This is a genomic window from Massilia phyllostachyos, from assembly GCF_021044825.1.
Lineage (GTDB): Bacteria > Pseudomonadota > Gammaproteobacteria > Burkholderiales > Burkholderiaceae_D > Telluria > Telluria phyllostachyos.
In genome coordinates, this window is record NZ_JAJNOC010000011.1 from 75,075 (window position 1) to 96,596 (window position 21,522).

Here is a 21,522-nt window from a genome sequence, read left to right on the forward strand (position 1 = left end):
TTTGCCGCCCACGCGTTCAAGCACACGCGGAACAATCGCGCCGCGCGATTTCACATGTGATTTGAACGCGCGGACGGGGAACCCGCCTTTCCTGGCCCGGTGCACCTTACTTTGCGGACAGCATGCGCTCGACGTAGCGCGCAATCAGGTCGATCTCCAGGTTAACCTGCGAACCGGCCTTCAGGTGCTTGAGGGTAGTCACCTCGATCGTGTGCGGGATCAGGTTGATCGAGAAGCGGCACACTTTCCCGCTCTCCCCTTCCACATCCTCGACCCGGTTCACGGTCAGGGACACGCCATTCACGACGATCGAGCCCTTGTAGGCCAGGAACTTGGCCAGCTCCCATGGCGCATCGATTACCAGCTCGCGCGATTCACCGACCGGCTCGAAGCTGTGCACGGTGCCGAGGCCGTCGACGTGGCCGGAGACCAGGTGGCCGCCGAGGCGCTCGGCCAGGGTCAGCGCCTTTTCCAGGTTCACTTCGCCCGCCGCGTCCAGCCCGACGGTCTTGCTCAGGCTTTCGCGCGAGACGTCCACGGCGAAGCTGCGTTCGGTCTTGTCGACCACGGTCATGCAGGCGCCGTTGATGGCGATCGAGTCGCCGAGAATCACGTCGGCGAGCGGCAGCGGGCCGGCGTCGATCTGCAGGCGCACGCCGGCGAAGGAGCCGCCTTCGAGCGGGGTGACGGAGGTGATGTTGCCGACGGCGGCGACGATTCCAGTAAACATGCTGCTTATTCCTTCGTTGTGATGTCGGTATTGGTGGGCGCGAACCTGGCCAGGATGCGGATGTCGTCGCCGACCCGCGCCACGTCATGGAAGCGCAGCAGGCGCTTGCCGGCCAGACTGGCCAGCGGCGGCAGCTCGAACATGCCCTGCCCCGGCCCGATCAGGCTCGGGGCCAGGTAGACCAGCAGTTCGTCGACGCAGCCTTCGCGCACCAGCGAGGCGTTCAGTTTGGAGCCGGCCTCGACGTGCACTTCATTGATCTCACGGCGGCCGAGCTCGCGCACCAGGGCCGGGAGGTCGACCTTGCCATGCTGGTTCGGCAGCAGGATGACCTCGTGGCCGGCGGCGCGCAAGGCGGCGCTTTTTTCAGGCGCATCCACTGCCGCAACGATCCAGCACGGTTCGCCTTGCAGGATGCGCGCGTCCAGGCCGATCTCGAGCCGGCTGTCGACGATGACGCGACGCGGCGGCAGGGGCGTGTCGATGCCGCGTACGGTGAGCTGCGGGTCGTCGGCCTTGACGGTGCCGATGCCGGTCAGGATCGCCTGCGCGCGGGCGCGCCAGGCGTGGCCGTCGGCGCGCGCGTCCGGGCCGGTGATCCACTGGCTTTCGCCATTGTCGAGAGCGGTGGCGCCGTCCAGGCTGGCGGCGACCTTCAGGCGCATCCACGGCAGGCCGCGCCGCATGCGCGAGAAGAAGCCGATATTGAGTTCGTGGGCGGCGTCGGCCAGCAGGTTCGCGGTGACGGCGATGCCGGCAGCTTCCAGCTGGGCCAGGCCGCGTCCGGCGACCAGGGGATTCGGGTCGAGCATGGCGGCGACCACGCGCCCGATGCCGGCCTGCACCAGGGCGTTCGAGCACGGCGGGGTGCGGCCGTAGTGGCTGCACGGCTCCAGGGTCACATAGGCGGTGGCGCCGCGCACGTCGTTGCCGCGCGCCGCCGCATCGCGCAGCGCCTGGATTTCGGCATGCGCCTGCCCGGCCGGCTGGGTGTGGCCGGCGCCGATCACGACGCCGTCGCGCACGATCACGCAGCCGACCCGCGGGTTCGGCGCGGTGATGAACATTGCCTTCGCGGCCCAGTTCAGGGCCAGCGCCATGCCTTCGGTGTCGTCGCGAATCTCTACCCTGTCCTGTGCCACGTGTCGTTCCGCTTTCCTGTCCATGCGAGCCGGAATCAGCTCCAGCCCCTACCCGCTAGCCCGGCGCTTCCGCGCCCTCGCAGGCATCGTCGCGCGCCGGATTGCAGACGCGTACGCGTCCGAGCATATTGATTTTAATACGGCGGATATGCTCGCCGTGGAACAGCGACAGCGTACCGAGCCGGGACGCGTTGCCGCCCGCATCGCTGCAGCTGCGCCCGGCGCCATTGTAGGCGATGTACTGCGGCGGCGCTGACTGGGTGAAGGAAAAGTCGATCCGCACGCCGTCCGGCACCGGACCGTGCACCTGCAGGATCTCGTCGCCGGGGCCGGGATGGCGGTCGCCGTCGTGGTCGACGAACACGACCCAGCCGCGGGTCCAGTCCGCGCCGAGGGCGTCGCGCGGGGCCAGCTTGACGCGCGCATTGCGGGCGACCGCCTGGGCCCGGGTCTGGGCGATCGCGCCCAGCAGTTCGCCGGAAGTCGTGCGCAGCTGCTGGGCCGTCACCAGTGCATGCAGGTCGGGCGCCGCCACCGCCATCATGACCGAGGCGATGGCGACGACCACCGCCAGCTCGACCAGGCTGGCGCCGCGCGTTCGCGGGTGTCGCTTTCGCCCACCGCTCATGGCCAGCAGCGCGGCGCGGCCCCGCTCGCGTCCTGGGCGCCGGTGCTGTCGAAGGTCAGGACGCCGCAGTCGGGGTCGCGAAAGCGCGTGTCGACCCGGCCGGTCCCAGGGCGGGCGCGCAGCACAATGCAGTGGCGGATGTCCTGGCCGTCGCAGGCGTAGCCGTCGATCTCGTAGGCGCTGCTCTCCGGCTGCGCGCCGAGATGCCAGCGGAAGTCGCGCCCGGCCGGCTCGCTATCGCTGGCGGAAAAGGCGACGTAGCTGTGGTGCTGGGCGCGGTATTGCTCCTGGCGCTGCATGGCGTCGACCAGCGCCAGCTGCGCCTCGGTGCGGCGCGCCTTGACGGCGTGCCGGGCATAGCCGGGCCAGGCGATCGCCGTCAGGATCGACAGGATCGCCACCACGATCAACACCTCGACCAGGGTAAAACCGTATCGCCTTTTCATCGTCGCTCCGTTCGTACCGATGCCGCCACCATGGTGTCCTGCCAGTTGCCGATCTCGCGCCAGCCGACACGGATGCCCGGTCCGCCGGGCGTGCCGGGCGCACCCGGGGGTGCGTCGGGCCCGGGCGGGTCGGGTGTGCCGGGCGGCGTGTCCGGCCCGGGAGGTCCGGAAGGCGCTGCCGGACCGCCAGCGCCTTCGGGCGCCGAAGGGTCCGGGCCACCAGGCGCGTCCGGCACACTGGGCACACCAGGCATACCAGGCGCGCCCGGCGTATCCGGTGAAGCCGGGTCCGGCCCGGACGGCGGACCGGCTCCCGGCCCGGGCGGACCAGGTGGCCGCAGCTTGCGGTAATACGCCTGCACCGCCGCCTGCGTCGTGTCCACGCTGCCGAAGCCGAGCGCGGTGATGCGGTACAGCACGGCTTCCGGCCCCGATGGCATCAGCTCGATCAGGTAGCGCGGCGGCTGTACGGCGAGCGCGCCGCCGCCGAGCGGCATGCGGGCGCCGCTGTAGGCGCCGAGGGTGACACCGGGGCCGTCCGGGTCGGACAGGGCGTCGTGAATGTCGTCGGCGCCGCCGTGGCGGCACAGCCCCTCGTACGATGCGCTGCCCCGGCACCCTTCTGCAAAAGCATCCGGGTCCGCGTTCGCCAGCGCCATTGCGCGGGCCGAGCCGGGATCCGCGCCGCCCTCGATATCGTGCTCGGCATCGAGCAGTCCCGCCATGGCGCCGTGCAATGCCAGCATGCGGTCGCGTTCGTGTCCCGAGATACGGGCGGAGCCGATCGCGGCGCGCGCGGCGGCGATGCCGGTCATCAAGACCGCGAGCATCAGGAGCAAGGCGGTCAGGAGCGCAATGCCGCGCTGCCGCGCCTGCCGCTCATGGGGCGCATGCCGACTCATCGAAAAAGGCAGGATTGTCATCGCGCCCTCACCTTGCCCGCGCCGGCACAGCGACAGTGGTGGCGAACACCTTGCGGTAACGCGGTTCGCCATTGCCGCCGTCGCGCGCAGGCCGGCCCGGATCGCCGAGCCTGGCCAACTCCGCTTCCGGCAGCCACGTGCCGGCATCCGCTTGGCCATGCGCCGCGCCGTAGTCCGGCCCGAACAGCGCATGGACGACCTGGCGCGTGCTGTCCAGCTTGCTGACCGGACCATGCAGCAGCAGCGCCACGCGCACGCTGGCGATCTTCTTCCAGTGCGTGCGCCGCCGCAGGTCGGCTTCGCGCTGGGCGGCCGTCGCGCCCGCCAATGCGAGGCCGGCGTCGAGCTCGGCCAGGGAGCTGGCGTTCAGGTAGCGTTCGGGCGCGCCATCGCCGTCGAGGTCGACGCCGTACAGCAACTGGAAGCTGTCGACCGCGCCGACCACGGCGTCGGACGACCAATTGCTGGCGCCGCGGTACTTGCAGCGCAGCTCGGCCTCGTCCTGGGCGTTGCGCGCCACGTAGAAGATGCTCCAGCCCTCCTCGTCGCCGTGGACGCCGAAGCCGGCGCAGTCCAGGCTGCCGCCGTCGCCAGCGGGCGGCGCGCCGCTGCCGGGGAAGCGTATCGCCAGCACGTCGCTGCCGTTGATGGCGAGCGGCGACGCATTGTCGATGGCGAAGCCGGTGCGCGGCACGCTGTGTGCGTCGAGTCCGCTCAGCGCGGCGGGTGCGGCCGGATCGGGGCCGCCGCTCGCGCGCTCCCAATCGGCGGCGGCCGACTGGCGCACCGCGCGGGCAACGACTTCGAGCGCGTAGCGGCCCGCATCGTCCATGGCCGCCGTTTCCAGCTGGGCCGCGAAGGCGCGGTTGGCCCAGACGAACAGGCTGCCGGCGGCCAGTAGGACCACCAGTCCGATGCTCATGGCGACCAGGAGCTCGGCCATGGTCATGCCGCGTTCGAGGCGTCTCATCGGAGCACCATCACATATCCAGGGCCGTCGCCCGTGCCCTGCCAGCCGAGCTTCACCACCGGCAGCGCATCGGCGGCGCCATCGCAGTTCCATCGGTATGCCTTGCGCGTGGCGTCCCATGGCGCGCCGTCCCGGCACACGGTCAGCCGGCCATGCGGGAATTGGGTGAACAAGGCCTGGCGCATCTCGTGCAGGTCGAACTGGGCCAGTGCGCCTGGAGCGCAGCTGCTGCCGCCGAAGCAGGAGGCGGGTGCGGCGGGCAAACCATCGGCCGCGTCGTAGTGGAAGGAGAGATAGGGATTGGCGCCGTCCGGCAGCGCGGCGATGGCGGGGTTGACGCGCATGCGGGCGGACAGGGCATTGACCAGCTGCGCGGCGTCGGATCTCAGGCTGGCTTGCTGGCGGGTGCGTTCGGCCGTGATCTGCACGGCGCCGGCGCCGACGATGCCGACGGCCAGCACGAAGAGTGCGACCAGCACTTCGACCAGTGTGAAGCCTTGTTCGTGCGACTGCACGGTGTTCTCCCGAAAGCGCTGGAGCATCGATGGGCCGGCATGCGCAAGATGGCGTGCCGGTGGCGAGCTGTGACGATATCAGGCGAGACAGAGCCGGCCATGAGTTGGACTAATCGGGATTGGGGAACTGTTGGGCGGAGACGCGCTCTGCCACGGTGCGACGGGGAGTTGGACGCGTGGGCGGGGGGGGGGGGGCGCCCACCCTACGAACAGCTTTACTTGCGAGGGTGGCCGACTTCGGCCAGGGCTTCCTGGAACTCGGCCAGGTCTTCGAAGTTCTTGTAGACCGAGGCGAAGCGGATGTAGGCGATCTTATCGAGGCGCTTGAGTTCCTGCATCACCAGTTCGCCAACGTAGCCGGTATCGACTTCGCGGCGGCCGCTGGTCAGGAGCTTTTCCTCGATGGTGGCCACGGCGGCGTCGATCGCCTCGGCCGCGACCGGGCGCTTGCGCAGGGCCAGCATCAGGCTGCCGCGCAGCTTGGCGGGCGCATATTCCATGCGGCTGCCGTTCTTCTTGACCAGGATCGGCATCGACAATTCGATGCGTTCATACGTGGTGAAGCGCTTGTCGCACTTCGAGCAGCGCCGGCGCCGGCGAATGGCGTCCCCCTCCTCGGACACGCGCGTGTCGAGGACTTGGGTATCTTCATTCTGGCAGAAAGGACATTTCATGGCGCCGGGTGCCCAAAACGGGGCCGCATGGACGCGGCCCCTGGTTGCTTACTTCGCGTAGACCGGATACTTGTCGGTCAGCTGCTTCACTTCCGCCTTCACGCGCTCGATGGTCGCGGCGTCGTGCGGGTTGTCCAGCACGTCGGCGATCAGGTGGCCGACCTTGACCGCGTCTTCTTCCTTGAAGCCGCGGGTAGTGAAGGCCGGGCTGCCCAGGCGGATGCCGGAGGTGACGAAAGGCTTCTGCGGGTCGTTCGGGATGCCGTTCTTATTGCAGGTCATGTGCGCCTGGCCCAGGATGGCTTCCGCTTCCTTGCCGGTCAGGCCCTTCGAACGCAGGTCCACCAGCATCACGTGCGACTCGGTTCGGCCCGAGACGATGCGCAGGCCGCGCTCGGTCAGGGTGTTGGCCAGGGCGGCGGCATTCTTGACCACCTGCTTCTGGTATGCCTTGAACTCCGGCGACAGCGCTTCCTTGAACGCCACCGCCTTACCGGCGATCACGTGCATCAGCGGACCGCCCTGGATGCCCGGGAAGATCGCCGAGTTGATGGCCTTCTCGTGCTCGGCCTTCATCAGGATGATGCCGCCACGCGGGCCGCGCAGCGATTTGTGGGTGGTCGAGGTGACGAAGTCGGCGTGCGGCACCGGGTTCGGATATTCGCCCGCGGCGATCAGGCCGGCGTAGTGGGCCATGTCGACCATGAAGAAGGCGCCGACTTCCTTGGCGATGCGGGCGAAACGCTCGAAGTCGATGCGCAGGGCGAAGGCCGAGGCGCCGGCGATGATCATCTTCGGCTTGTGCTCGCGCGCCAGCGCTTCCATTTTCTCGTAGTCGATGTCTTCCTGCTCGGTCAGGCCGTAGGAAATGACGTTGAACCATTTACCGGACATGTTCAGGGCCATGCCGTGGGTCAGGTGGCCGCCTTCGGCCAGCGACATGCCCATGATGGTGTCGCCGGGTTTGAGCATGGCGAAGAACACGCCTTGGTTGGCTTGCGAACCCGAGTTCGGCTGCACGTTGGCAGCTTCCGCGCCGAACAATTGCTTCAGGCGGTCGATCGCCAGCTGCTCGGCGACGTCGACGTATTCGCAGCCGCCATAGTAACGCTTGCCCGGATAGCCTTCGGCATACTTGTTGGTCAGCTGCGAGCCCTGCGCTTCCATCACGGCCGGCGAGGTGTAGTTTTCGGAAGCGATGAGTTCAATGTGGTCTTGCTGGCGAACGTTTTCCTTCTGAATGGCATCCCACAGTTCCGGGTCGACATTGGCAAGCGTATGGTCTTTTGCAAACATGTAAAACTCCAATCGAGAGAAATACCAGGCAACGGATCGCGTCGGCAGCGTGTTGGCGGGGCCCGGGACAAGCGCCTGCCGAACGCGTCTCTACAGCGTTCCGTTGATGGCTGCCCAGGCGAACGGCGGTGATGCCTCACGTTCCCCGGTGGATGTCCACCTTGGCCGGACGTCGCGATTTGGACGCGCCCGGCATTTCGCCAGTTACGTGAGACGGTGATTCACCAAATTGTATGTGATCTACGCTCCTTAGGGCAAGGAAACTGCTGTCTTCCTAACAAGCCGCAGGCGCTGAGCCGCTCGCCAGCGGAGATGTAGCCGTTTCGGCTACAATTTTCGGACCATTCCTCAAGGACCCACCCATGATCGTCTTGATTACCGGCGCCTCGGCCGGCTTCGGCGCCGCGATGGCGCGCACTTTTGTGAGCCATGGCCACCGCGCCATCCTGGCCGCGCGCCGCACCGAGCGCCTGGACGAGCTCGCGCGCGAGCTGGGCGACAGCGCCCTGCCGGTGACGCTGGACGTCACCAGCCGCGCCTCGATCGAGGCGGCACTGAATGGCCTGCCGGAAGGCTGGCGCGATATCGACGTGCTCATCAACAATGCCGGCCTGGCCCTGAACACCAAGCCGGCCCACGAGGTGCCGCTGGAAGACTGGGACACCATGATCGCCACCAATTGCCAGGGCCTGGTGACCATGACCCGCGCGCTCCTGCCGTCCATGGTTGCACGCTCGAGCGGCCTGGTGATCAACCTGGGTTCGGTGGCGGGCCACTACCCCTACCCGGGCGGCAACGTCTACGGTGCCACCAAGGCCTTCGTCGAACAGTTCACGCTCAACCTGCGCGCCGACCTGGTCGGCACCGGCGTGCGCGCCACCAACCTGGCGCCGGGCCTGTGCGGCGGCACCGAGTTCTCGAACGTGCGCTTCAAGGGCGACGACGCGGCCGCGGCCAAGGTCTACGAGGGCACCGTGCCGCTCACGGCCGAGGATATCGCCAACACCGCCTACTGGATCGCCACCCTGCCCCCGCACGTGAACGTCAACAGCATCGAGCTGATGCCGACCTGCCAGGGCTTCTCGCCGTTCGCGATCAAGCGCAGCTAAGACATAAAAAAAACCGCACCGTATTGCACGGCGCGGCTTTTGTCGGAGCGATCGGCTCAGTTGCTCAGCAAGACCTGCGCAATCAGGCCGGTTGCAATGGCTGCCAGCACATAGTCATTGCCGGCGCGGACCCAGTGATGGCCGCGCGGCGGCGCGCTCAGGTGGCGTGCGCGCCAGTCGCTGACGACGTAGCGGTTCCCGCGATATTCGTGGCTCAGGCGATGGCCCCGGCGCAGGTCGTGGCGCGGTCCGCCGCCGCGGTAGTCGTCGCGACGGAAGTTGCGGGCGTCGTAATAGCGGTCGCCGCCGCGGCGGTCGTTGTCATAGCCGCGGCGGTCGTCGTGGCGGTCGTAGTCGCGGCGGCCGTCGTATTGCGAATGGCCGTAGCGGTTGTCACGGTCATGGCCATGGTCGCCGCGTTGAGCCAATGCGCTGCCGCTGGCGGCCAGGGTCAGGGTAATCAGTGCCGATGCGATGATTTTCGATTTCATGTCACTCTCCTGTTGACGCGGTGTGTTTTGCGATGGGTCCATTGAACCGCGAACCGGGCCGGGCAGGTGAAGCGGCCCGGTAACGAGCGCTACCAAATGTATCCGTGAGCGGAACGACAAGCGTTTTAGCCCGCGTAACTAATCGTATCGGGCGCTGGGCAAATGTTAGAAAGTGTTACAGTAATTGGCCTTTCGGCTATGTTTCACGTCTACTATCGCCGCACTGCTCTGCCTTATCCGAGAGGCATGCACCATCCTTTCCCGGCTTTATGTACGCAAGCGTACATAGAAAGGGTAAATATCGCGTAAAATGTTTCCTATTTTCATTTAATGGCAGGGGAAATGCCTTCAGCTTTTGACTGGACAGTCAGGGTCTATTACGAGGATACCGACGCCGGTGGCATCGTGTTTTACGCTAATTACCTGAAATTCTTCGAGCGCGCCCGCACCGAATGGCTGCGCGCGCTCGGCGTCGGCCAGCAGGAATTGCTCGATGCCGAGGGCGCCGCCTTCGTCGTCCGCAGCGCCGCGCTCGACTATCACGCCCCGGCCCGCCTCGACGACGTGCTGACCATCCGCACCGTGGTGGACAAGCTCGGCGCCGCCTCGGTCCGCTTCGTCCAGCAAGCCTGGAAAGGCGAGCTGCTGCTGACCAGCGCCAGCGTCAAGGTCGGCTGCGTCGACCTGGCGACGATGCGTCCGCGCTCGCTCCCGGCCAGTGCTGCTGATAAAATGCGCGCCGCATAACGAATCTAAACAATCAGACAACAGACCAGACCCGATGACCGCATCCCAAGACCTTTCGTTCATTCACCTGATCAGCAACGCGCACATCCTGGTGCAGCTGATCATGGCCTTGCTGCTGATCCTGTCGATCGTGAGCTGGACCTACATCTTCCGCAAGGTCTTCGCCCTGCGCGCCGCCCGTAGCCAGACGGAGCAGTTCGAACGCAGCTTCTGGGCCGGCGGCAACCTGCACACCCTGCACCAGAGCGCCAGCGCCCAGCGCGACCAGAGCGGCCCGCTGGCCCGCATCTTCGAAGCCGGCATGGGTGAATTCATCAAGGGCAAGCAGGCGGCGCGCGACGTCAACGACATGGGCCCGGTGCTGGACGGTTCGCGCCGCGCCATGCGCGCTTCCTTCCAGCGCGAACTCGACGCCCTCGACCTGCACCTGAACTTCCTGGCCTCGGTCGGCTCGGTCTCGCCTTACATCGGCCTGCTCGGCACCGTGTGGGGCATCATGAACGCCTTCCGTGGCCTGGCCAATGTCCAGCAGGCGACCCTTGCTGTGGTCGCGCCCGGCATCGCCGAAGCGCTGATCGCCACCGCGATCGGCCTGTTCGCCGCGATTCCGGCGGTGGTCGCGTACAACCGCTTCACCCACGACATCGACCGCCTGGCGATCCGCTTCGAGAGCTTCGTCGAAGAATTCTCGAACATCCTGCAGCGCCAGGCGCGTTAAGGAGGAAAGATCCCGATGGCTTTTTCCAGCAGCAGCCTGCGCGGCGGACGCAAACGCAAATTCAAGTCCGAGATCAACGTTGTCCCGTACATCGACGTGATGCTGGTGCTGCTCATCATCTTCATGGCGGTGCCGGCCAACGAGGCGCCGAGCGCGGTGAACCTGCCGAGCGCCGAAAAATCGGCGCTACCGCCGGACACCTATATCCGCGTCGCGGTCCAGCCGGACAAGCAGCTATCGATCGGCGTCGGCGGCAAGCAGAAGATCGCCATGGAAGACGTGGCCGACCGCACCGCCCTGCTCGAGCGCCTGCGCGCCCTGCATGAAGAGAATCCGGATTACCCGGTCCTGATCGAGGGCGACCGCGAGAGCAAGTACGAGGACGTGATCAATCTGATCTCCGAAGCGAAGAAGATGGGCATCAACCGGGTCGGTCTCGCGACCAAGTAAGCAATTTATGTCAGCAATGAAGCCTGTCACCGCCGGCGCGCCCTACCGCGTGCCGCCAGAACCGAGCCGCCTGCCCGCATTCATGCTGGCGGTGGCCGTGCACGCCGTGCTGCTGGGCTTCCTGTGGTTCGGCATCAGCTGGCAGACCAGCGAGCCGGTCGCGGTCGAGGCCGAGGTATGGGACATGTCGGTGCAGACCGCCGCCGCGCCGGAATTGCCGCCGCCGCCCGCGCCGGAACCCGAGCCGCAGCCGGAACCGGAGCCTGCTCCGCCGCCGCGTCCGGTCGAGCCGCCGCCGGTCGAGCGTCCTGCGCCGACGCCGCCGGACATCAATCTGCAGCGCGAGAAAGAGCGCAAGGAACTGGCGAAACGCGAAGAGGCCGAGAAGAAGGAACGCCTGCGCAAGGAAGAGGAAGCGCGCGAAGCGGAGCAACGCAAGAAGGAACTTGCCGAGCAGAAGAAGAAAGAGGACGACGAGCGCAAGAAGGAGCTCGCCAAGAAGGAAGAAGCGAAAAAAGAAGCCGACAGAAAGAAGGCGGAGAAACTTGCCGCCGAAAAGGCAGCGAAGGAAAAGGCAGAGAAAGCAGCCAAGGCCGAAGCGGCCAAGCTTGAAAAATTCCGCCAGGACGAACTCAAGCGCATCGCCGGCGCCATGGGCAGCACCGGCACCGCCGCCAAGTCGACCGCGCCGAAAGCAGACTCGGGCTACGTCGCCGCGATCACCGCCGCGATCAAGAGCAATACCGCCTACGGCGGCAGCACGACGATGCCCGGCAACCCGAAGGCGATCTTCAAGGTCGAGCAGCTTCCGACCGGCGAAATCATGTCGGTGCGCCTGGTAAAAAGCAGCGGTGTGCCTGAGTTTGACAGAGCAGTGGAAAATGGTATTAAAAAGGCATCGCCGCTGCCCAAGAAAAAGGACGGCACGGTGGAACGCACGCTCGACGTCAATTTCTCGATGAAGGATTACGACTGATTCATTCGATGGATACGGTTCAAGACAGATTATGAAAAAACTCCATTACCTGCTGTTCAGCGCCACCCTCCTGATGGGCACGGCGACCAATGCCCAGATCAAGGTCGAGATCGCCGGTGTCGGCAGCAACCAGATCCCGGTCGCGGTCGCGGCCTTTGCCGACGAATCGATCGCGCCAGCGCAGATCTCCGCCATCATCCGCGCCGACCTCGAGCGCAGTGGCGTATTCAAGGTCATCGACGCCGGCCAGGTCATCAGCGACAGCGCCAGCATCGATCTCGCCGCCTTCAAGGCCAAGGGCGCCGACGCCCTGGTGGTCGGCAGCGTGGCGCGCCAGGCCGACGGCCGCATCGCGGTCCGCTACAAATTGCACGACACGGTCAAGGGCGCCGCCATCTCGCAGCTGGGCGGCGAAGTCCAGCCGAAATACACCCGCCTGCAGGCGCACCGCATCGCCGACGACGTCTACGAAAAACTGACCGGCGTGCGCGGCATCTTTTCGACCCGCATCGCCTATGTGAAGGAAGACAAGGCCGGCCGCAACTACAGCCTGGTGGTGTCGGATGCCGACGGCGAGAACGAAGTGGTGGCCGCGCGCGGTCGCGAGCCGATCATCTCGCCTGCCTGGTCGCCGGACGGCACCAAGGTCGCCTACGTCTCAATGGAAGACCGCAAACCGGTGGTCTACCTGCAAGACCTGATGACCGGCCGCCGCAACGTGATCTCTAACGTCAAGGGCAACAACTCGGCGCCGTCGTGGTCGCCGGACGGGAGCCTGCTGGCCGTAGCCCTGTCGAAGGACGGCAACACCGAAATCTATACCGTGCGTCCGGACGGCAGCGGCCACCGCCGCCTGACCAACAATCCGGCCATCGACAGCGAGCCGCAGTTTTCCAGCGACGGCCAGAGCATCTATTTCATGAGCGACCGCAGCGGCGGCCCGCAGATCTACAAGATGAGTGTCGCGGGCGGCAACGCCACCCGCCTGACCTTCAACGGCAATTACAACATCAGCCCGCGCGTGTCTTCCGACGGCAAGACCCTGGCCTGGATTTCCCAGCGCAACGGCGGTTTCTCCCTTTATGCGATGGACCTGGCGAGCGGCCAGGAACTGCGCCTGGCCGATGGGGCCACCGAACCGAGTTTTTCGCCTAACGGCAAGTACATCATGTATGCGATCAAGGGCGGCGGGCGTGCCTCGCTCGCCGTGGTATCGGTAGATGGACGGGTCAAGCAGCGCTTGAGCACCAATGCGGGAAACATTCGGGAGCCCAGCTGGGGTCCCTTCATGAAGTAAAGAAGTAAAAACTTTTAATAGACAAGGAGAAAAACCGTGCGCAACTTCCAGAAACTCGCCCTCATCGCTTCGGCCGCCCTGCTGACCGCCTGCTCGTCGACCAAGCTGCAGGAAACCCCGGTCGTCGAAAAGACCCCGACCCCGGAAGCAGCTCCGCCGGCACAGCCGGACACCCGTGAAGTCCGTCCAGTCGAGACCGGCAGCGTCGATCCGCTGAACGATCCGAAAGGCGTGCTGGCCAACCGCAGCGTCTACTTCGACTACGACAGCTTCGTCGTGCGCGAAGACGGCAAGCCGGTCGTCGCCAACCACTCGGGCTACCTGACCAAGAACACCGGTCGCAAGATCCTGATCCAAGGTAACACCGACGAACGCGGCGGCACCGAGTACAACCTGGCCCTGGGCCAGAAGCGTGCCGAAGCCGTCCGTCGCGCCATGGGCGCCCTGGGCGTGTCGGACAACCAGATGGAAGCCGTCTCGCTGGGCGAAGAAAAGCCGAAAGCCACCGGCAGCGACGAAGCCGCCTGGGCTGAAAACCGTCGTGCCGACATCGTCTACCAATAATAGTTCATTGGCTAAACCTTAAGTCGGCTGATGCGCCTTAAGCGTGGGCGCATTGACAGCGGGGCGGATGGCAGTCAGACTGCATCCGCCCCGTTTTTACTCTGCAACCGGAAAGATTGACTGCCATGATGAAACTGTCCCCGTCCCGTCTCGCCTGCCTGGTCCTGGCAGCCTGGCTGCCGCTGCAGGCTCACGCCGGCCTGCTCGACGACGACGAAGCCCGCAAGGCCATCCTCGACCTGCGCGCCAAGGTCGACGCCATCGCCCGCGACCTGAACGCCCGCATCGAGACCAAGTCGGACAAGACCGTCCAGCTCGACATGCTGAACCAGCACGAACAGACCATGCAGGAAATCGCGCGCCTGCGCGGCCAGATCGAAGTCCTGGCCAACCAGATCAGCCGCGCCCAGGAAGGCCAGAAGCAGCTCTACGCCGACCTCGATTCGCGCATCAAGAAGCTCGAGCCGCGCGAGGAAACCGTGGACGGCCAGACCGCCCAAGTGCTGCCGGCGGAAAAGACCACCTATGAGAACGCCACCGCGCTGTTCCAGTCCGGCGACTACAAGGGCGCCGCCACCGCGCTGCAGGAATTCGTGCGGCGCTATCCGGATTCGGCCTACGCCTCGAACGCCCAGTACTGGCTCGGCAACGCCTGGTACGCGCTGGGCGACTACAAGAAGGCGATCGCTGCCCAGGAAGTCGTCACCTCCACCTACGGCGAGAGCGCCAAGGTGCCGGACGCCATGCTGAACATCGCCAGCAGCTACGCCCTGCTGAAGGACAGCAAGAACGCCAAGAAGGCGCTGCAGCAGCTGGTCTCCAAATACCCGGAGTCGAGCGCCGCCAAGACGGCCAAGGACCGCCTGGCCTCGCTCAAGTAAGCCTGGCTTGCGTGATGGGGATTTGACAGCATCGCTGTCTCCCCCTATAATCTCGCTTCTTTCGGGTCGTTAGCTCAGCTGGTAGAGCAGCGGACTTTTAATCCGTTGGTCGCAGGTTCGAATCCCGCACGGCCTACCACGAATACACAGGAAGCCCACGAATTTCGGTTCGTGGGCTTTTTGCTTTGCAGGGTTACGGTTGTGCTCGCTACGGCGCAAATGCCGCGCATCAGCGCCGCGCCAGCGTCGCCCTCACCTCGATGACTTCCGCCAAGCGCGACTGCGGCACATAGCGCATCAGCATCTCGTCATTCTTCAAGTCAAAGCGCATCAGGACCTTGCCGTCGTGCGACACATAGGTATCGTCCGAGACCGCGGACAAGCGCATCGGCCGCTGGCGATCGATGCGGGTCCAGATGCCGCTGTAGCCGGGTTCCACCTGCAGCCGCCAGCCATTCGACAGCCGGTACTGGCCGCTGACCGCGTCCGGATCGGCGTCGAGCACGCGTCCGCCGCGCGGTGGCGCGGTGACCTGCACGCTGGACACGGCGGACTGGCCGGTGGCGGGATAGTCGGACGCACCGGATTGGGCGGCAGCGGGGGCCGCCGATAACACCAGGGTGGCAGACAGTGCCAGGGAGTGGATACGCATGATCGTTCCTCGCGAAACAGACTGGAGATGACCGATGCCGGTCATGCCGGCGCCGGGGCTATCAGCTAGGACGCGTCACCATGTCTGCAAGTTCCGCATCCATCCAGCGAGGTCATGGGCGGCGATACTGTTGGTTTCCACCTACGTTGAGCGCGGGTTACTTGACATTCTTCCGCCCGGGCGAGATATTGATGTAATACGTTGTCTCACGGCAATCCATTGAAATGTAAGGAAACGTGTGCGGCCTTGTGCGCACCGTCCCAGCATGTAAAATGAATAACGTCCCGTGCAAGTCATCATGCATGAGCCGAGCAGGCTTGCGCAACATTGGCGGATCATTGAAGTCGAAGCTTGGGTACATAGACAGCATGTCCAGAACAACTCTTCCGCACTTCCCCATCGCACGCAGGCACTGCGCGGCGATCCCGCAGTGCGATCCCAGCTTCCCATCCGTCCGGCTTGCCTGAGCTCGGCGAGCCATTCACAGGCCCCGCCGAGCCCCATTCAGAATTCCGCTCTCACGAGCATCGACCATAGGACGCCTGTCTCCAATGGAGACGGCAACAAGGAGACTTTTCATGAATACCGAGCATTCGCATCCGACCATCCATTCGGCCACCGTCGACCGCAGCACGCCGTCGGCGCCGAAACGTACATTTGCCAAGAGCATCGTGTCGAACCGCCTGCGCCAGCGCGTCAGCGTCGCGCTCGGCCTGTGCCTCGGCCTGGCCGCCCTGGTCATCGCCTTCGAATAAGTTCGCCGCCCCATCCCCGGGGCGCAAAAAAGGGCGCGGCGCCTTCCAGCGCCGCGCCCTTTTTCATGACGCTACGTAGCGTCAGAACTCTTCCCACCCTTCCGTCGCATCGACCGGCTGCGCCTGCTTGGCGCCGCGTGCCTGGCCTTTCGCTGCCGAGGATGCTGACTGCGCAGCTTTGGTGGCTGGCTTTACGGCCTTCTTTGCAGCAGGCTTGGCTGCCGGGCTTGTGGCGATGCGCGCCTGCGGCTTGGCCAGCTTGGCGACGGCCGCCGGCACTGCCGGGGCGCCAGAAACGTCGAGACGGAAAGTGCCCACCGCCTGCGCCAGCGCGCGCGCTTCTTCCTGCAGCGCCTGGGCTGCCGCCGAGGCTTCCTCGACCAGCGCCGCGTTCTGCTGCGTCACTTGGTCCATCTGGGTCACGGCGCTGTTGATCTGCTCGATGCCGGCGGTCTGTTCCTGGCTGGCGGCGCTGATCTCGCTGATGATGTCGGTCACCCGGCCCACGCTCTGGACGATCTCGGCCATGGTGGCGCCGGCCTGGTCCACCAGTTCCGAGCCGTGGTGCACTTTCTCGACCGAGTCGTCGATCAGCTCCTTGATTTCCTTGGCTGCCGCGGCCGAACGCTGGGCCAGGTTGCGCACCTCGCCCGCCACCACTGCGAAGCCGCGGCCCTGCTCGCCGGCGCGGGCGGCTTCCACCGCCGCGTTCAGCGCCAGGATATTGGTCTGGAAGGCGATGCCGTCGATGACGGCGATGATGTCGACGATCCGGGTCGCCGAGCTGTTGATGGCGCCCATGGTCTTGACCACCTGCTCCACCACTTCGCCGCCCTTGCCCGCCACTTGCTGGGCCGAGGCCGCCAGCACATTGGCCTGGCGCGCGTTGTCGGCGTTCTGCTTGACGGTCGAGGTCAGTTCTTCCATCGACGAGGCGGTCTCTTCCAGCGAACCGGCCTGCTGCTCGGTGCGGCTCGACAGGTCGAGGTTGCCCGCTGCGATCTCGCCGGAGGCGGTAGCGATGGTGTCGGTGCCACCGCGCACTTGCGTGACGATCTTGACCAGCGACGCATTCATGTCCTTCAGCGCCTGCAGCAGGCGGCCGGTCTCGTCGCGCGAGTCGACCTCGATCTTCTGGGTCAGGTCGCCGCTCGCTACCTCGCCGGCGATTTCCACGGCGCGCTCGATCGGACGCACGATGGCGCGCACCAGCAGCCAGCCGACCAGGGCTGCCATCACCAGGCCGAAGGCCAGGCCCGCCAGGCAGACCAGGCGCACCAGCTCATAGGTCGACTGCGAGTGCTCGTAGTCGGCTTTCGCCACGCGGTTCTGCAGGTCGATCAGCTGGTTGCCGAGGCTACTGACTGGCTGGAACAGGCGCGACATCTCGCCCGTGAGCAGTTCGACGGCGCGCGCGGTGTCGCCGGCACGCACGGCGGCAAGCGCCGGGTTCAGGCCCTTCTCCAGGAAGGCCTTGCGCGCTTCGACGAACTTGGACGCCAGCGCTGCTTCCTCGGCGGTGAGCTCGGTGGCCTCGTAGGCTTTCCAGGTCGTCGTCACGACGCCGATATTGCTGTCGACTTCCGCCAGCAGCGCGTCGCGCTGCGCCGCATCGGTTGCGCTGACGGCTTTGGCCACATTCATCTGGTTGGTCGTGATCAGTTGCACCACACGGCTGATCTGGCCAAGCGCGACCAGGCGATTGTCGTACAGGTTCTTCAGCTCCGCATTGGCGGTGCCGAGATTGACGATGCCGACGGTGGCGCCGATGATGAGTTCAGCTGCGAGGAAGGCGATCACGAAGATCAGCCGCGTCTTGATGGTGATGTGCTTGAACATGAAGGCTCTTATAAGAATGGCTGGAAACAAACATCTTGATCAAGCTTGTCACGCATGGGGCGGATTGACCAGCAGGATTGCGCCCGGCCATAAGCTGGCGTCGTTCAATTGCCACAAAGCATTAGCACGCCGATATTTTCCAATACATTTTTGGCATGTTCATATGCCAAACCCACCATCCACGGCGATGCCGGTTTGCCTATAAAATGTCTCATTGATTTCCGCAGCGCATGAGCTGCTAAGAAAAGGCTCCAATGAATCTCCCCGTGATACTCAACCTGGCCGTCGCCCTGGCCGTCTGCGTGCTGCTCTACCGCTTGCAGGCGAACCACGTCTCCTTCACCAAGCGCGTCTTCACCGGCCTCGGCGTGGGCGTGGTGCTGGGTGCGGCGATGCAGGCCTTCTACGGCGCCGGCGCGCCCGCGGTCGTCTCCACCAATGCCTGGCTCGACGTGCTCGGCAGCGGCTACGTGAAGCTACTGCAGATGATTGTCATTCCCCTGATCATGGTCTCGATCGTGCAGGCCATCCTCAAGCTGCGCAATGCCTCCTCGCTCGGCGCCATCAGCACCCTGACCATCGGCATCCTGCTCGTCACCACGGTCATCGCCGCAGCGATCGGCATCCTGATGGCCAAGGTCTTCGGTCTCACCGCCGTGGGCCTCACCGCCTCGGCCGCGGAAGTGGCGCGCGGTGAATACCTGCAGGGCAATCTGGCGACGGCCAAGGAAATCTCGCTGCCGAGCATGATCCTCTCCTTTATTCCGGCCAATCCCTTCCTCGACATGACGGGGGCGCGCAAGACCTCGACCATCGCGGTGGTGGTGTTCTCGATCTTCATCGGCATCTCGGCCACCGGCATCGCCGGCAAGAAGCCGGAAGTGTTCGAGTCCTTCAGCGGTTTCGTGCACGTGGCCCACGTCATCATCATGCGCATGGTGACCCTGGTGCTGCGCCTGACGCCGTTCGGTGTGTTCGCCCTGATGGCGATGGTGGTGTCGAGCTCGAGCCTGCAGGACATCCTCGGCCTGGCCAGCTTCGTCGCCGCCTCCTATTGCGCACTGGCGCTGATGTTCTGCGTGCACTTGCTGATGGTGACCGGCAGCGGCTTGAACCCCTTGCGCTATGCGAAGAAAATCTTCCCGGTGCTGGCCTTCGCCTTCACCTCGCGCACCAGCGCCGGCAGCATTCCGATGAGCGTGGCGACCCAGACCGCGCGCCTGGGCACGCCGGAAGGCATCGCCAACTTCGCCGCCTCCTTCGGCGCCACCATCGGCCAGAACGGCTGCGCCGGCATCTATCCGGCGATGCTGGCGGTGATGATCGCGCCAACCGTCGGCATCGATCCGATGACGGCGTCCTTCCTGCTGCCGCTGCTGGCGATCATCGCCTTCGGCTCGATCGGCGTGGCCGGGGTCGGCGGGGGCGCCACCTTCGCGGCGCTGATCGTGCTGTCGGCGATGGACTTGCCGGTGGCGCTGGCGGGCCTCCTGATCTCGGTCGAGCCACTGATCGACATGGGCCGCACCGCGCTCAACGTGAGCGGCTCGATCGCCGCCGGCACCGTTACCGGCCGCGTGCTCGGCCAGCAGGACATGCGGGTATTCGAGAGCGACGCCGAGATCAACCTGGATGCCGAAGAACGCGCCGTGTAAGCGCCCTCCCACGCGGGAACTTCCACTAAATGGAAGAGAAAAACGTGGGCTTGTAAGACCCTTCCGACGCTATGGCGAGCCGGTCCGGAAGGGCCGCAATCGTGCGCTTTGCGGCTGCGGAATCCGTCTATGATGACGCCATGTCAACATCGACGACGGACTGGTGATGGAACAAAAGTGGCCGCAGGAAGTCTGGCTGGTCAGGCACGGACAGAGCGCAGGCAATGTCGCACGCGATCTGGCGGAAGCAGCCGCCGGACACCGCATCGACATCGCCGACCGCGACGTCGACGTGCCGCTGTCGGAACTCGGCGAACGGCAAGCGCAGGCGCTCGGCTCCTGGTTCGCGGCGCTGCCGCCGGAACTGCAGCCGACCGTGGTCCTGCACTCGCCCTACGTGCGCGCTTTTGAAACCGCCAACATCATGATGCAGCGCCTGGACCGCTCGCGCCTCGTGGTCGAATCCGACGAGCGCCTGCGCGAGAAGGAATTCGGCATCCTCGACCGCCTCACCACCCACGGCATCGCCCACTATCATCCCGAGCTGTACGAACAGCGCCAGCACGTCGGCAAGTTCTACTTCCGCCCGCCCGGCGGCGAGAGCTGGTGCGACGTGATCCTGCGCCTGCGCAACGTGATCGATACCCTCACCCGCGAGTACTGCGGCGAGCGCGTGCTGATCGTCGCACATCAAGTCACGGTCAATTGCTTCCGCTACCTGTTCGAACGCCTCAGCGAGAAAACCATCCTCGAGTTCGACCGCGCCGGCGACGTGCCGAACTGCTCGGTCACCTCCTACGAATTCGACCCCAGCCTCGGCAAGGGCGGGCACCTGGCGCTGCGCCTGGTGAACTTCGTGGCGCCGCTCGAAGCGACCGGCACGCCGGTCACCGCGAGCAAGGACCTGCCCGCCGCGCCCAAGGCCTAACCGAGTACGCCACCGACACCATGGACACGCCAACCCGCGCCACCGCCGTGCACGACGTCGATACCGCTCTGCTGCGCAGCTGGGCGGTGCCGATGCCGGCCGTCGAGGGCGACAAGGAAATCCGCGGCCACGTGCTGGTGCTGGGCGGCTCGTGCGAGATGCCGGGCGCCATCATCCTGGCGGCCACCGCGGCGCTGCGTGCGGGCGCCGGCAAGCTGACCATCGCCACCGGGCAGAGCGTGGCCCAGCTGGTGGCGCTGGCCATGCCCGAGGCGCGCGTGATCGGGCTGCAGGAACATGACAGCGCCGGCATCACGCTCGACGCCGTGGCGGCGCTCGACCCCCTGGCCGAGCGCGTGGATGCCATCCTGATCGGGCCCGGCATGCGCGACGAGCCGCTGACCGCCGAGCTGGTGCACGCGCTGCTGCCGCGCTTCGAGGCCGCGGGATCCACCGTGGTGCTGGACGCCTGCGCCATGGGCGCCCTGCTGCACCCGCCGGCCGATTGGCCGCAAGACCGCGCCTGGCGTTTCGAGCGCCCGGTGATCCTGACCCCGCACGCGGGCGAGATGGCGCACCTGACCGGCGTCGGCAAGGACGCCATCTGCGCCGAGCCCGACCCGTGCGCGCTGGATGCGGCGCAGGCCTGGAATGCGGTGGTCGTACTGAAAGGCGCGCGCACTGTCATCGCAACGCCGGATGGAACGTTGTATCAGCATGAGGGCGGCAATGTGGGCCTCGCGATCTCCGGTTCGGGAGACGTGCTGGCAGGCGTCATCGCCGGTCTCGCAGCGCGCGGCGCCGCGCTCGACCAGGCCGCGTGCTGGGGCGTGGCGCTGCATGCGCGCTCCGGCGAACGGCTGGCCCAACGGATGGGCGCACTCGGCTATCTGGCGCGCGAAATCTCCCAGGAGATTCCAGCGCTTTTGGAACACATCGCCGGCGAACGTGCCGGCGAGCAGGAAACCATCCGGCCTGCGCCGGTGGGTTGGGGAATGGGTGTGTAGTACCTGTTTCTCAGCGATTTCCGCAACGGCGAGGGTGTGAAAAAAGGAGAATTTTGCACATAGTCATAGAGCGGAAAGGAGTACGCGGTAACTGAATCTTGTGAACTGGCCGGCCGGATGACGGTCCAA

General features: G+C 65.7%; 24 protein-coding genes, 1 tRNA gene and 1 riboswitch. Of the genes, 13 read left to right on the forward strand and 12 right to left on the reverse strand.

The window, feature by feature from the left end:
• Positions 1-106: 106 nt before the first annotated feature.
• The 9 genes from LQ564_RS23160 to glyA form a co-directional block, all read right to left on the reverse strand.
• Positions 107-730 carry a riboflavin synthase gene (locus LQ564_RS23160; RefSeq protein WP_231060481.1) on the reverse strand — a complete coding sequence of 208 codons (624 nt, stop codon included), beginning with the start codon at positions 728-730 and terminating at the stop codon, positions 107-109.
• Positions 731-735: 5 nt separating this feature from the next.
• Positions 736-1,872, reverse strand: a complete 1,137-nt coding sequence (ribD, locus tag LQ564_RS23165) for a bifunctional diaminohydroxyphosphoribosylaminopyrimidine deaminase/5-amino-6-(5-phosphoribosylamino)uracil reductase RibD (protein ID WP_371873540.1) — start codon at positions 1,870-1,872, stop codon at positions 736-738.
• Positions 1,873-1,927: 55 nt separating this feature from the next.
• Positions 1,928-2,500 (reverse strand): GspH/FimT family pseudopilin, encoded by a 573-nt coding sequence (locus LQ564_RS23170; protein WP_231060482.1) that lies wholly within the window; start codon positions 2,498-2,500, stop codon positions 1,928-1,930.
• Positions 2,497-2,946 (reverse strand): type IV pilin protein, encoded by a 450-nt coding sequence (locus tag LQ564_RS23175; protein ID WP_231060483.1) that lies wholly within the window; start codon positions 2,944-2,946, stop codon positions 2,497-2,499. Before LQ564_RS23175 ends, LQ564_RS23170 begins: the two co-directional genes overlap by 4 nt.
• Entirely contained in the window at positions 2,943-3,869 is a 927-nt protein-coding gene (locus tag LQ564_RS23180; RefSeq protein WP_231060484.1) for a pilus assembly protein, read from the reverse strand. Before LQ564_RS23180 ends, LQ564_RS23175 begins: the two co-directional genes overlap by 4 nt.
• 7 nt (positions 3,870-3,876) lie before the next feature.
• Positions 3,877-4,839, reverse strand: a complete 963-nt coding sequence (locus LQ564_RS23185) for a PilW family protein (RefSeq protein WP_231060485.1) — start codon at positions 4,837-4,839, stop codon at positions 3,877-3,879.
• Positions 4,836-5,354: a type IV pilus modification protein PilV gene (gene pilV, locus LQ564_RS23190; RefSeq protein ID WP_231060486.1), complete on the reverse strand. Its 519-nt coding sequence runs from the start codon at positions 5,352-5,354 to the stop codon at positions 4,836-4,838. The genes LQ564_RS23185 and pilV overlap by 4 nt, the downstream gene beginning before the upstream one ends.
• Positions 5,355-5,569: 215 nt before the next feature.
• A complete protein-coding gene (gene nrdR, locus LQ564_RS23195; RefSeq protein ID WP_231060487.1) occupies positions 5,570-6,028 on the reverse strand; it encodes a transcriptional regulator NrdR in 459 nt (152 codons plus the stop codon).
• 48 nt (positions 6,029-6,076) lie between these two features.
• Complete coding sequence (glyA, locus tag LQ564_RS23200) at positions 6,077-7,324, reverse strand: serine hydroxymethyltransferase (RefSeq protein WP_231060488.1); 1,248 nt, start codon at positions 7,322-7,324, stop codon at positions 6,077-6,079.
• Between the two features lie 105 nt (positions 7,325-7,429).
• Positions 7,430-7,542, reverse strand: a riboswitch (ZMP/ZTP riboswitch).
• A gap of 144 nt (positions 7,543-7,686) precedes the next feature.
• On the opposite strand from glyA, the gene LQ564_RS23205 reads away from it, so the two are divergent.
• Positions 7,687-8,433 carry an SDR family oxidoreductase gene (locus LQ564_RS23205; RefSeq protein WP_231060489.1) on the forward strand — a complete coding sequence of 249 codons (747 nt, stop codon included), beginning with the start codon at positions 7,687-7,689 and terminating at the stop codon, positions 8,431-8,433.
• Positions 8,434-8,489: 56 nt separating this feature from the next.
• On the opposite strand, the gene LQ564_RS23210 is transcribed toward LQ564_RS23205, so the two are convergent.
• Positions 8,490-8,924 (reverse strand): RcnB family protein, encoded by a 435-nt coding sequence (locus tag LQ564_RS23210; RefSeq protein WP_231060490.1) that lies wholly within the window; start codon positions 8,922-8,924, stop codon positions 8,490-8,492.
• A 342-nt stretch (positions 8,925-9,266) separates the two neighbouring features.
• Between LQ564_RS23210 and ybgC the strand changes: the two genes are divergently transcribed.
• The 8 genes from ybgC (at position 9,267) to LQ564_RS23250 (ending at position 14,696) form a co-directional block, all read left to right on the forward strand.
• Entirely contained in the window at positions 9,267-9,671 is a 405-nt protein-coding gene (gene ybgC / locus LQ564_RS23215; protein ID WP_231060491.1) for a tol-pal system-associated acyl-CoA thioesterase, read from the forward strand.
• A 34-nt stretch (positions 9,672-9,705) separates the two neighbouring features.
• Positions 9,706-10,389 carry a protein TolQ gene (gene tolQ / locus LQ564_RS23220; RefSeq protein WP_231060492.1) on the forward strand — a complete coding sequence of 228 codons (684 nt, stop codon included), beginning with the start codon at positions 9,706-9,708 and terminating at the stop codon, positions 10,387-10,389.
• Positions 10,390-10,404: 15 nt separating this feature from the next.
• Positions 10,405-10,839, forward strand: coding sequence for a biopolymer transporter ExbD (locus LQ564_RS23225; RefSeq protein ID WP_231060493.1), 435 nt, complete (start codon positions 10,405-10,407; stop codon positions 10,837-10,839).
• Positions 10,840-10,855: 16 nt separating this feature from the next.
• The gene (tolA, locus tag LQ564_RS23230) at positions 10,856-11,815 is read left to right on the forward strand and encodes a cell envelope integrity protein TolA (protein WP_231060494.1); all 960 of its coding nucleotides are present in this window, start codon (positions 10,856-10,858) and stop codon (positions 11,813-11,815) included.
• Positions 11,816-11,846: 31 nt separating this feature from the next.
• Entirely contained in the window at positions 11,847-13,112 is a 1,266-nt protein-coding gene (gene tolB / locus LQ564_RS23235; RefSeq protein WP_231060495.1) for a Tol-Pal system beta propeller repeat protein TolB, read from the forward strand.
• Positions 13,113-13,148: 36 nt separating this feature from the next.
• The gene (gene pal, locus LQ564_RS23240; protein WP_231060496.1) at positions 13,149-13,676 is read left to right on the forward strand and encodes a peptidoglycan-associated lipoprotein Pal; all 528 of its coding nucleotides are present in this window, start codon (positions 13,149-13,151) and stop codon (positions 13,674-13,676) included.
• A gap of 125 nt (positions 13,677-13,801) precedes the next feature.
• Positions 13,802-14,557, forward strand: a complete 756-nt coding sequence (gene ybgF / locus LQ564_RS23245) for a tol-pal system protein YbgF (protein ID WP_231060497.1) — start codon at positions 13,802-13,804, stop codon at positions 14,555-14,557.
• 63 nt (positions 14,558-14,620) lie between these two features.
• Positions 14,621-14,696 (forward strand) — tRNA-Lys (locus tag LQ564_RS23250).
• A 90-nt stretch (positions 14,697-14,786) separates the two neighbouring features.
• Here the strand turns inward: LQ564_RS23250 and LQ564_RS23255 are convergent.
• Positions 14,787-15,209, reverse strand: coding sequence for a hypothetical protein (locus tag LQ564_RS23255; protein WP_231060498.1), 423 nt, complete (start codon positions 15,207-15,209; stop codon positions 14,787-14,789).
• A 578-nt stretch (positions 15,210-15,787) separates the two neighbouring features.
• Here LQ564_RS23255 and LQ564_RS23260 point away from each other — a divergent pair.
• On the forward strand, positions 15,788-15,964 hold the full coding sequence (locus LQ564_RS23260; RefSeq protein WP_231060499.1) for a hypothetical protein: 177 nt from the start codon (positions 15,788-15,790) through the stop codon (positions 15,962-15,964).
• Positions 15,965-16,045: 81 nt separating this feature from the next.
• Here the strand turns inward: LQ564_RS23260 and LQ564_RS23265 are convergent, their stop codons facing one another.
• A complete protein-coding gene (locus LQ564_RS23265) occupies positions 16,046-17,803 on the reverse strand; it encodes a methyl-accepting chemotaxis protein (protein WP_231060500.1) in 1,758 nt (585 codons plus the stop codon).
• Positions 17,804-18,057: 254 nt separating this feature from the next.
• Here LQ564_RS23265 and LQ564_RS23270 point away from each other — a divergent pair, with 254 nt between their 5' ends.
• From LQ564_RS23270 to LQ564_RS23280, 3 genes are all read left to right on the forward strand, one after another.
• Positions 18,058-19,458 carry an L-cystine transporter gene (locus tag LQ564_RS23270; protein ID WP_231060501.1) on the forward strand — a complete coding sequence of 467 codons (1,401 nt, stop codon included), beginning with the start codon at positions 18,058-18,060 and terminating at the stop codon, positions 19,456-19,458.
• Positions 19,459-19,624: 166 nt separating this feature from the next.
• Entirely contained in the window at positions 19,625-20,386 is a 762-nt protein-coding gene (locus tag LQ564_RS23275) for a histidine phosphatase family protein (RefSeq protein ID WP_231060502.1), read from the forward strand.
• Positions 20,387-20,406: 20 nt separating this feature from the next.
• Positions 20,407-21,393 carry an NAD(P)H-hydrate dehydratase gene (locus tag LQ564_RS23280; RefSeq protein ID WP_231060503.1) on the forward strand — a complete coding sequence of 329 codons (987 nt, stop codon included), beginning with the start codon at positions 20,407-20,409 and terminating at the stop codon, positions 21,391-21,393.
• The last annotated feature ends 129 nt before the right edge of the window (positions 21,394-21,522 follow it).

What these genes read in the sequence shown, in the direction of transcription:
- LQ564_RS23255 (WP_231060498.1), bottom strand. Translation starts at nt 15,209, where the DNA reads ATGCGTATCCACTCCCTGGCACTGTCTGCCACCCTGGTGTTATCGGCG.
- LQ564_RS23270 (WP_231060501.1), top strand. Translation starts at nt 18,058, where the DNA reads ATGAATCTCCCCGTGATACTCAACCTGGCCGTCGCCCTGGCCGTCTGC.
- LQ564_RS23225 (WP_231060493.1), top strand. Translation starts at nt 10,405, where the DNA reads ATGGCTTTTTCCAGCAGCAGCCTGCGCGGCGGACGCAAACGCAAATTC.
- LQ564_RS23185 (WP_231060485.1), bottom strand. Translation starts at nt 4,839, where the DNA reads ATGAGACGCCTCGAACGCGGCATGACCATGGCCGAGCTCCTGGTCGCC.
- ybgC (WP_231060491.1), top strand. Translation starts at nt 9,267, where the DNA reads ATGCCTTCAGCTTTTGACTGGACAGTCAGGGTCTATTACGAGGATACC.
- LQ564_RS23275 (WP_231060502.1), top strand. Translation starts at nt 19,625, where the DNA reads ATGGAACAAAAGTGGCCGCAGGAAGTCTGGCTGGTCAGGCACGGACAG.
- LQ564_RS23210 (WP_231060490.1), bottom strand. Translation starts at nt 8,924, where the DNA reads ATGAAATCGAAAATCATCGCATCGGCACTGATTACCCTGACCCTGGCC.
- LQ564_RS23280 (WP_231060503.1), top strand. Translation starts at nt 20,407, where the DNA reads ATGGACACGCCAACCCGCGCCACCGCCGTGCACGACGTCGATACCGCT.
- tolB (WP_231060495.1), top strand. Translation starts at nt 11,847, where the DNA reads ATGAAAAAACTCCATTACCTGCTGTTCAGCGCCACCCTCCTGATGGGC.
- tolQ (WP_231060492.1), top strand. Translation starts at nt 9,706, where the DNA reads ATGACCGCATCCCAAGACCTTTCGTTCATTCACCTGATCAGCAACGCG.
- LQ564_RS23265 (WP_231060500.1), bottom strand. Translation starts at nt 17,803, where the DNA reads ATGTTCAAGCACATCACCATCAAGACGCGGCTGATCTTCGTGATCGCC.
- LQ564_RS23205 (WP_231060489.1), top strand. Translation starts at nt 7,687, where the DNA reads ATGATCGTCTTGATTACCGGCGCCTCGGCCGGCTTCGGCGCCGCGATG.
- nrdR (WP_231060487.1), bottom strand. Translation starts at nt 6,028, where the DNA reads ATGAAATGTCCTTTCTGCCAGAATGAAGATACCCAAGTCCTCGACACG.
- LQ564_RS23175 (WP_231060483.1), bottom strand. Translation starts at nt 2,946, where the DNA reads ATGAAAAGGCGATACGGTTTTACCCTGGTCGAGGTGTTGATCGTGGTG.
- LQ564_RS23170 (WP_231060482.1), bottom strand. Translation starts at nt 2,500, where the DNA reads ATGAGCGGTGGGCGAAAGCGACACCCGCGAACGCGCGGCGCCAGCCTG.
- glyA (WP_231060488.1), bottom strand. Translation starts at nt 7,324, where the DNA reads ATGTTTGCAAAAGACCATACGCTTGCCAATGTCGACCCGGAACTGTGG.
- LQ564_RS23180 (WP_231060484.1), bottom strand. Translation starts at nt 3,869, where the DNA reads ATGACAATCCTGCCTTTTTCGATGAGTCGGCATGCGCCCCATGAGCGG.
- ybgF (WP_231060497.1), top strand. Translation starts at nt 13,802, where the DNA reads ATGATGAAACTGTCCCCGTCCCGTCTCGCCTGCCTGGTCCTGGCAGCC.
- tolA (WP_231060494.1), top strand. Translation starts at nt 10,856, where the DNA reads ATGAAGCCTGTCACCGCCGGCGCGCCCTACCGCGTGCCGCCAGAACCG.
- LQ564_RS23260 (WP_231060499.1), top strand. Translation starts at nt 15,788, where the DNA reads ATGAATACCGAGCATTCGCATCCGACCATCCATTCGGCCACCGTCGAC.
- LQ564_RS23160 (WP_231060481.1), bottom strand. Translation starts at nt 730, where the DNA reads ATGTTTACTGGAATCGTCGCCGCCGTCGGCAACATCACCTCCGTCACC.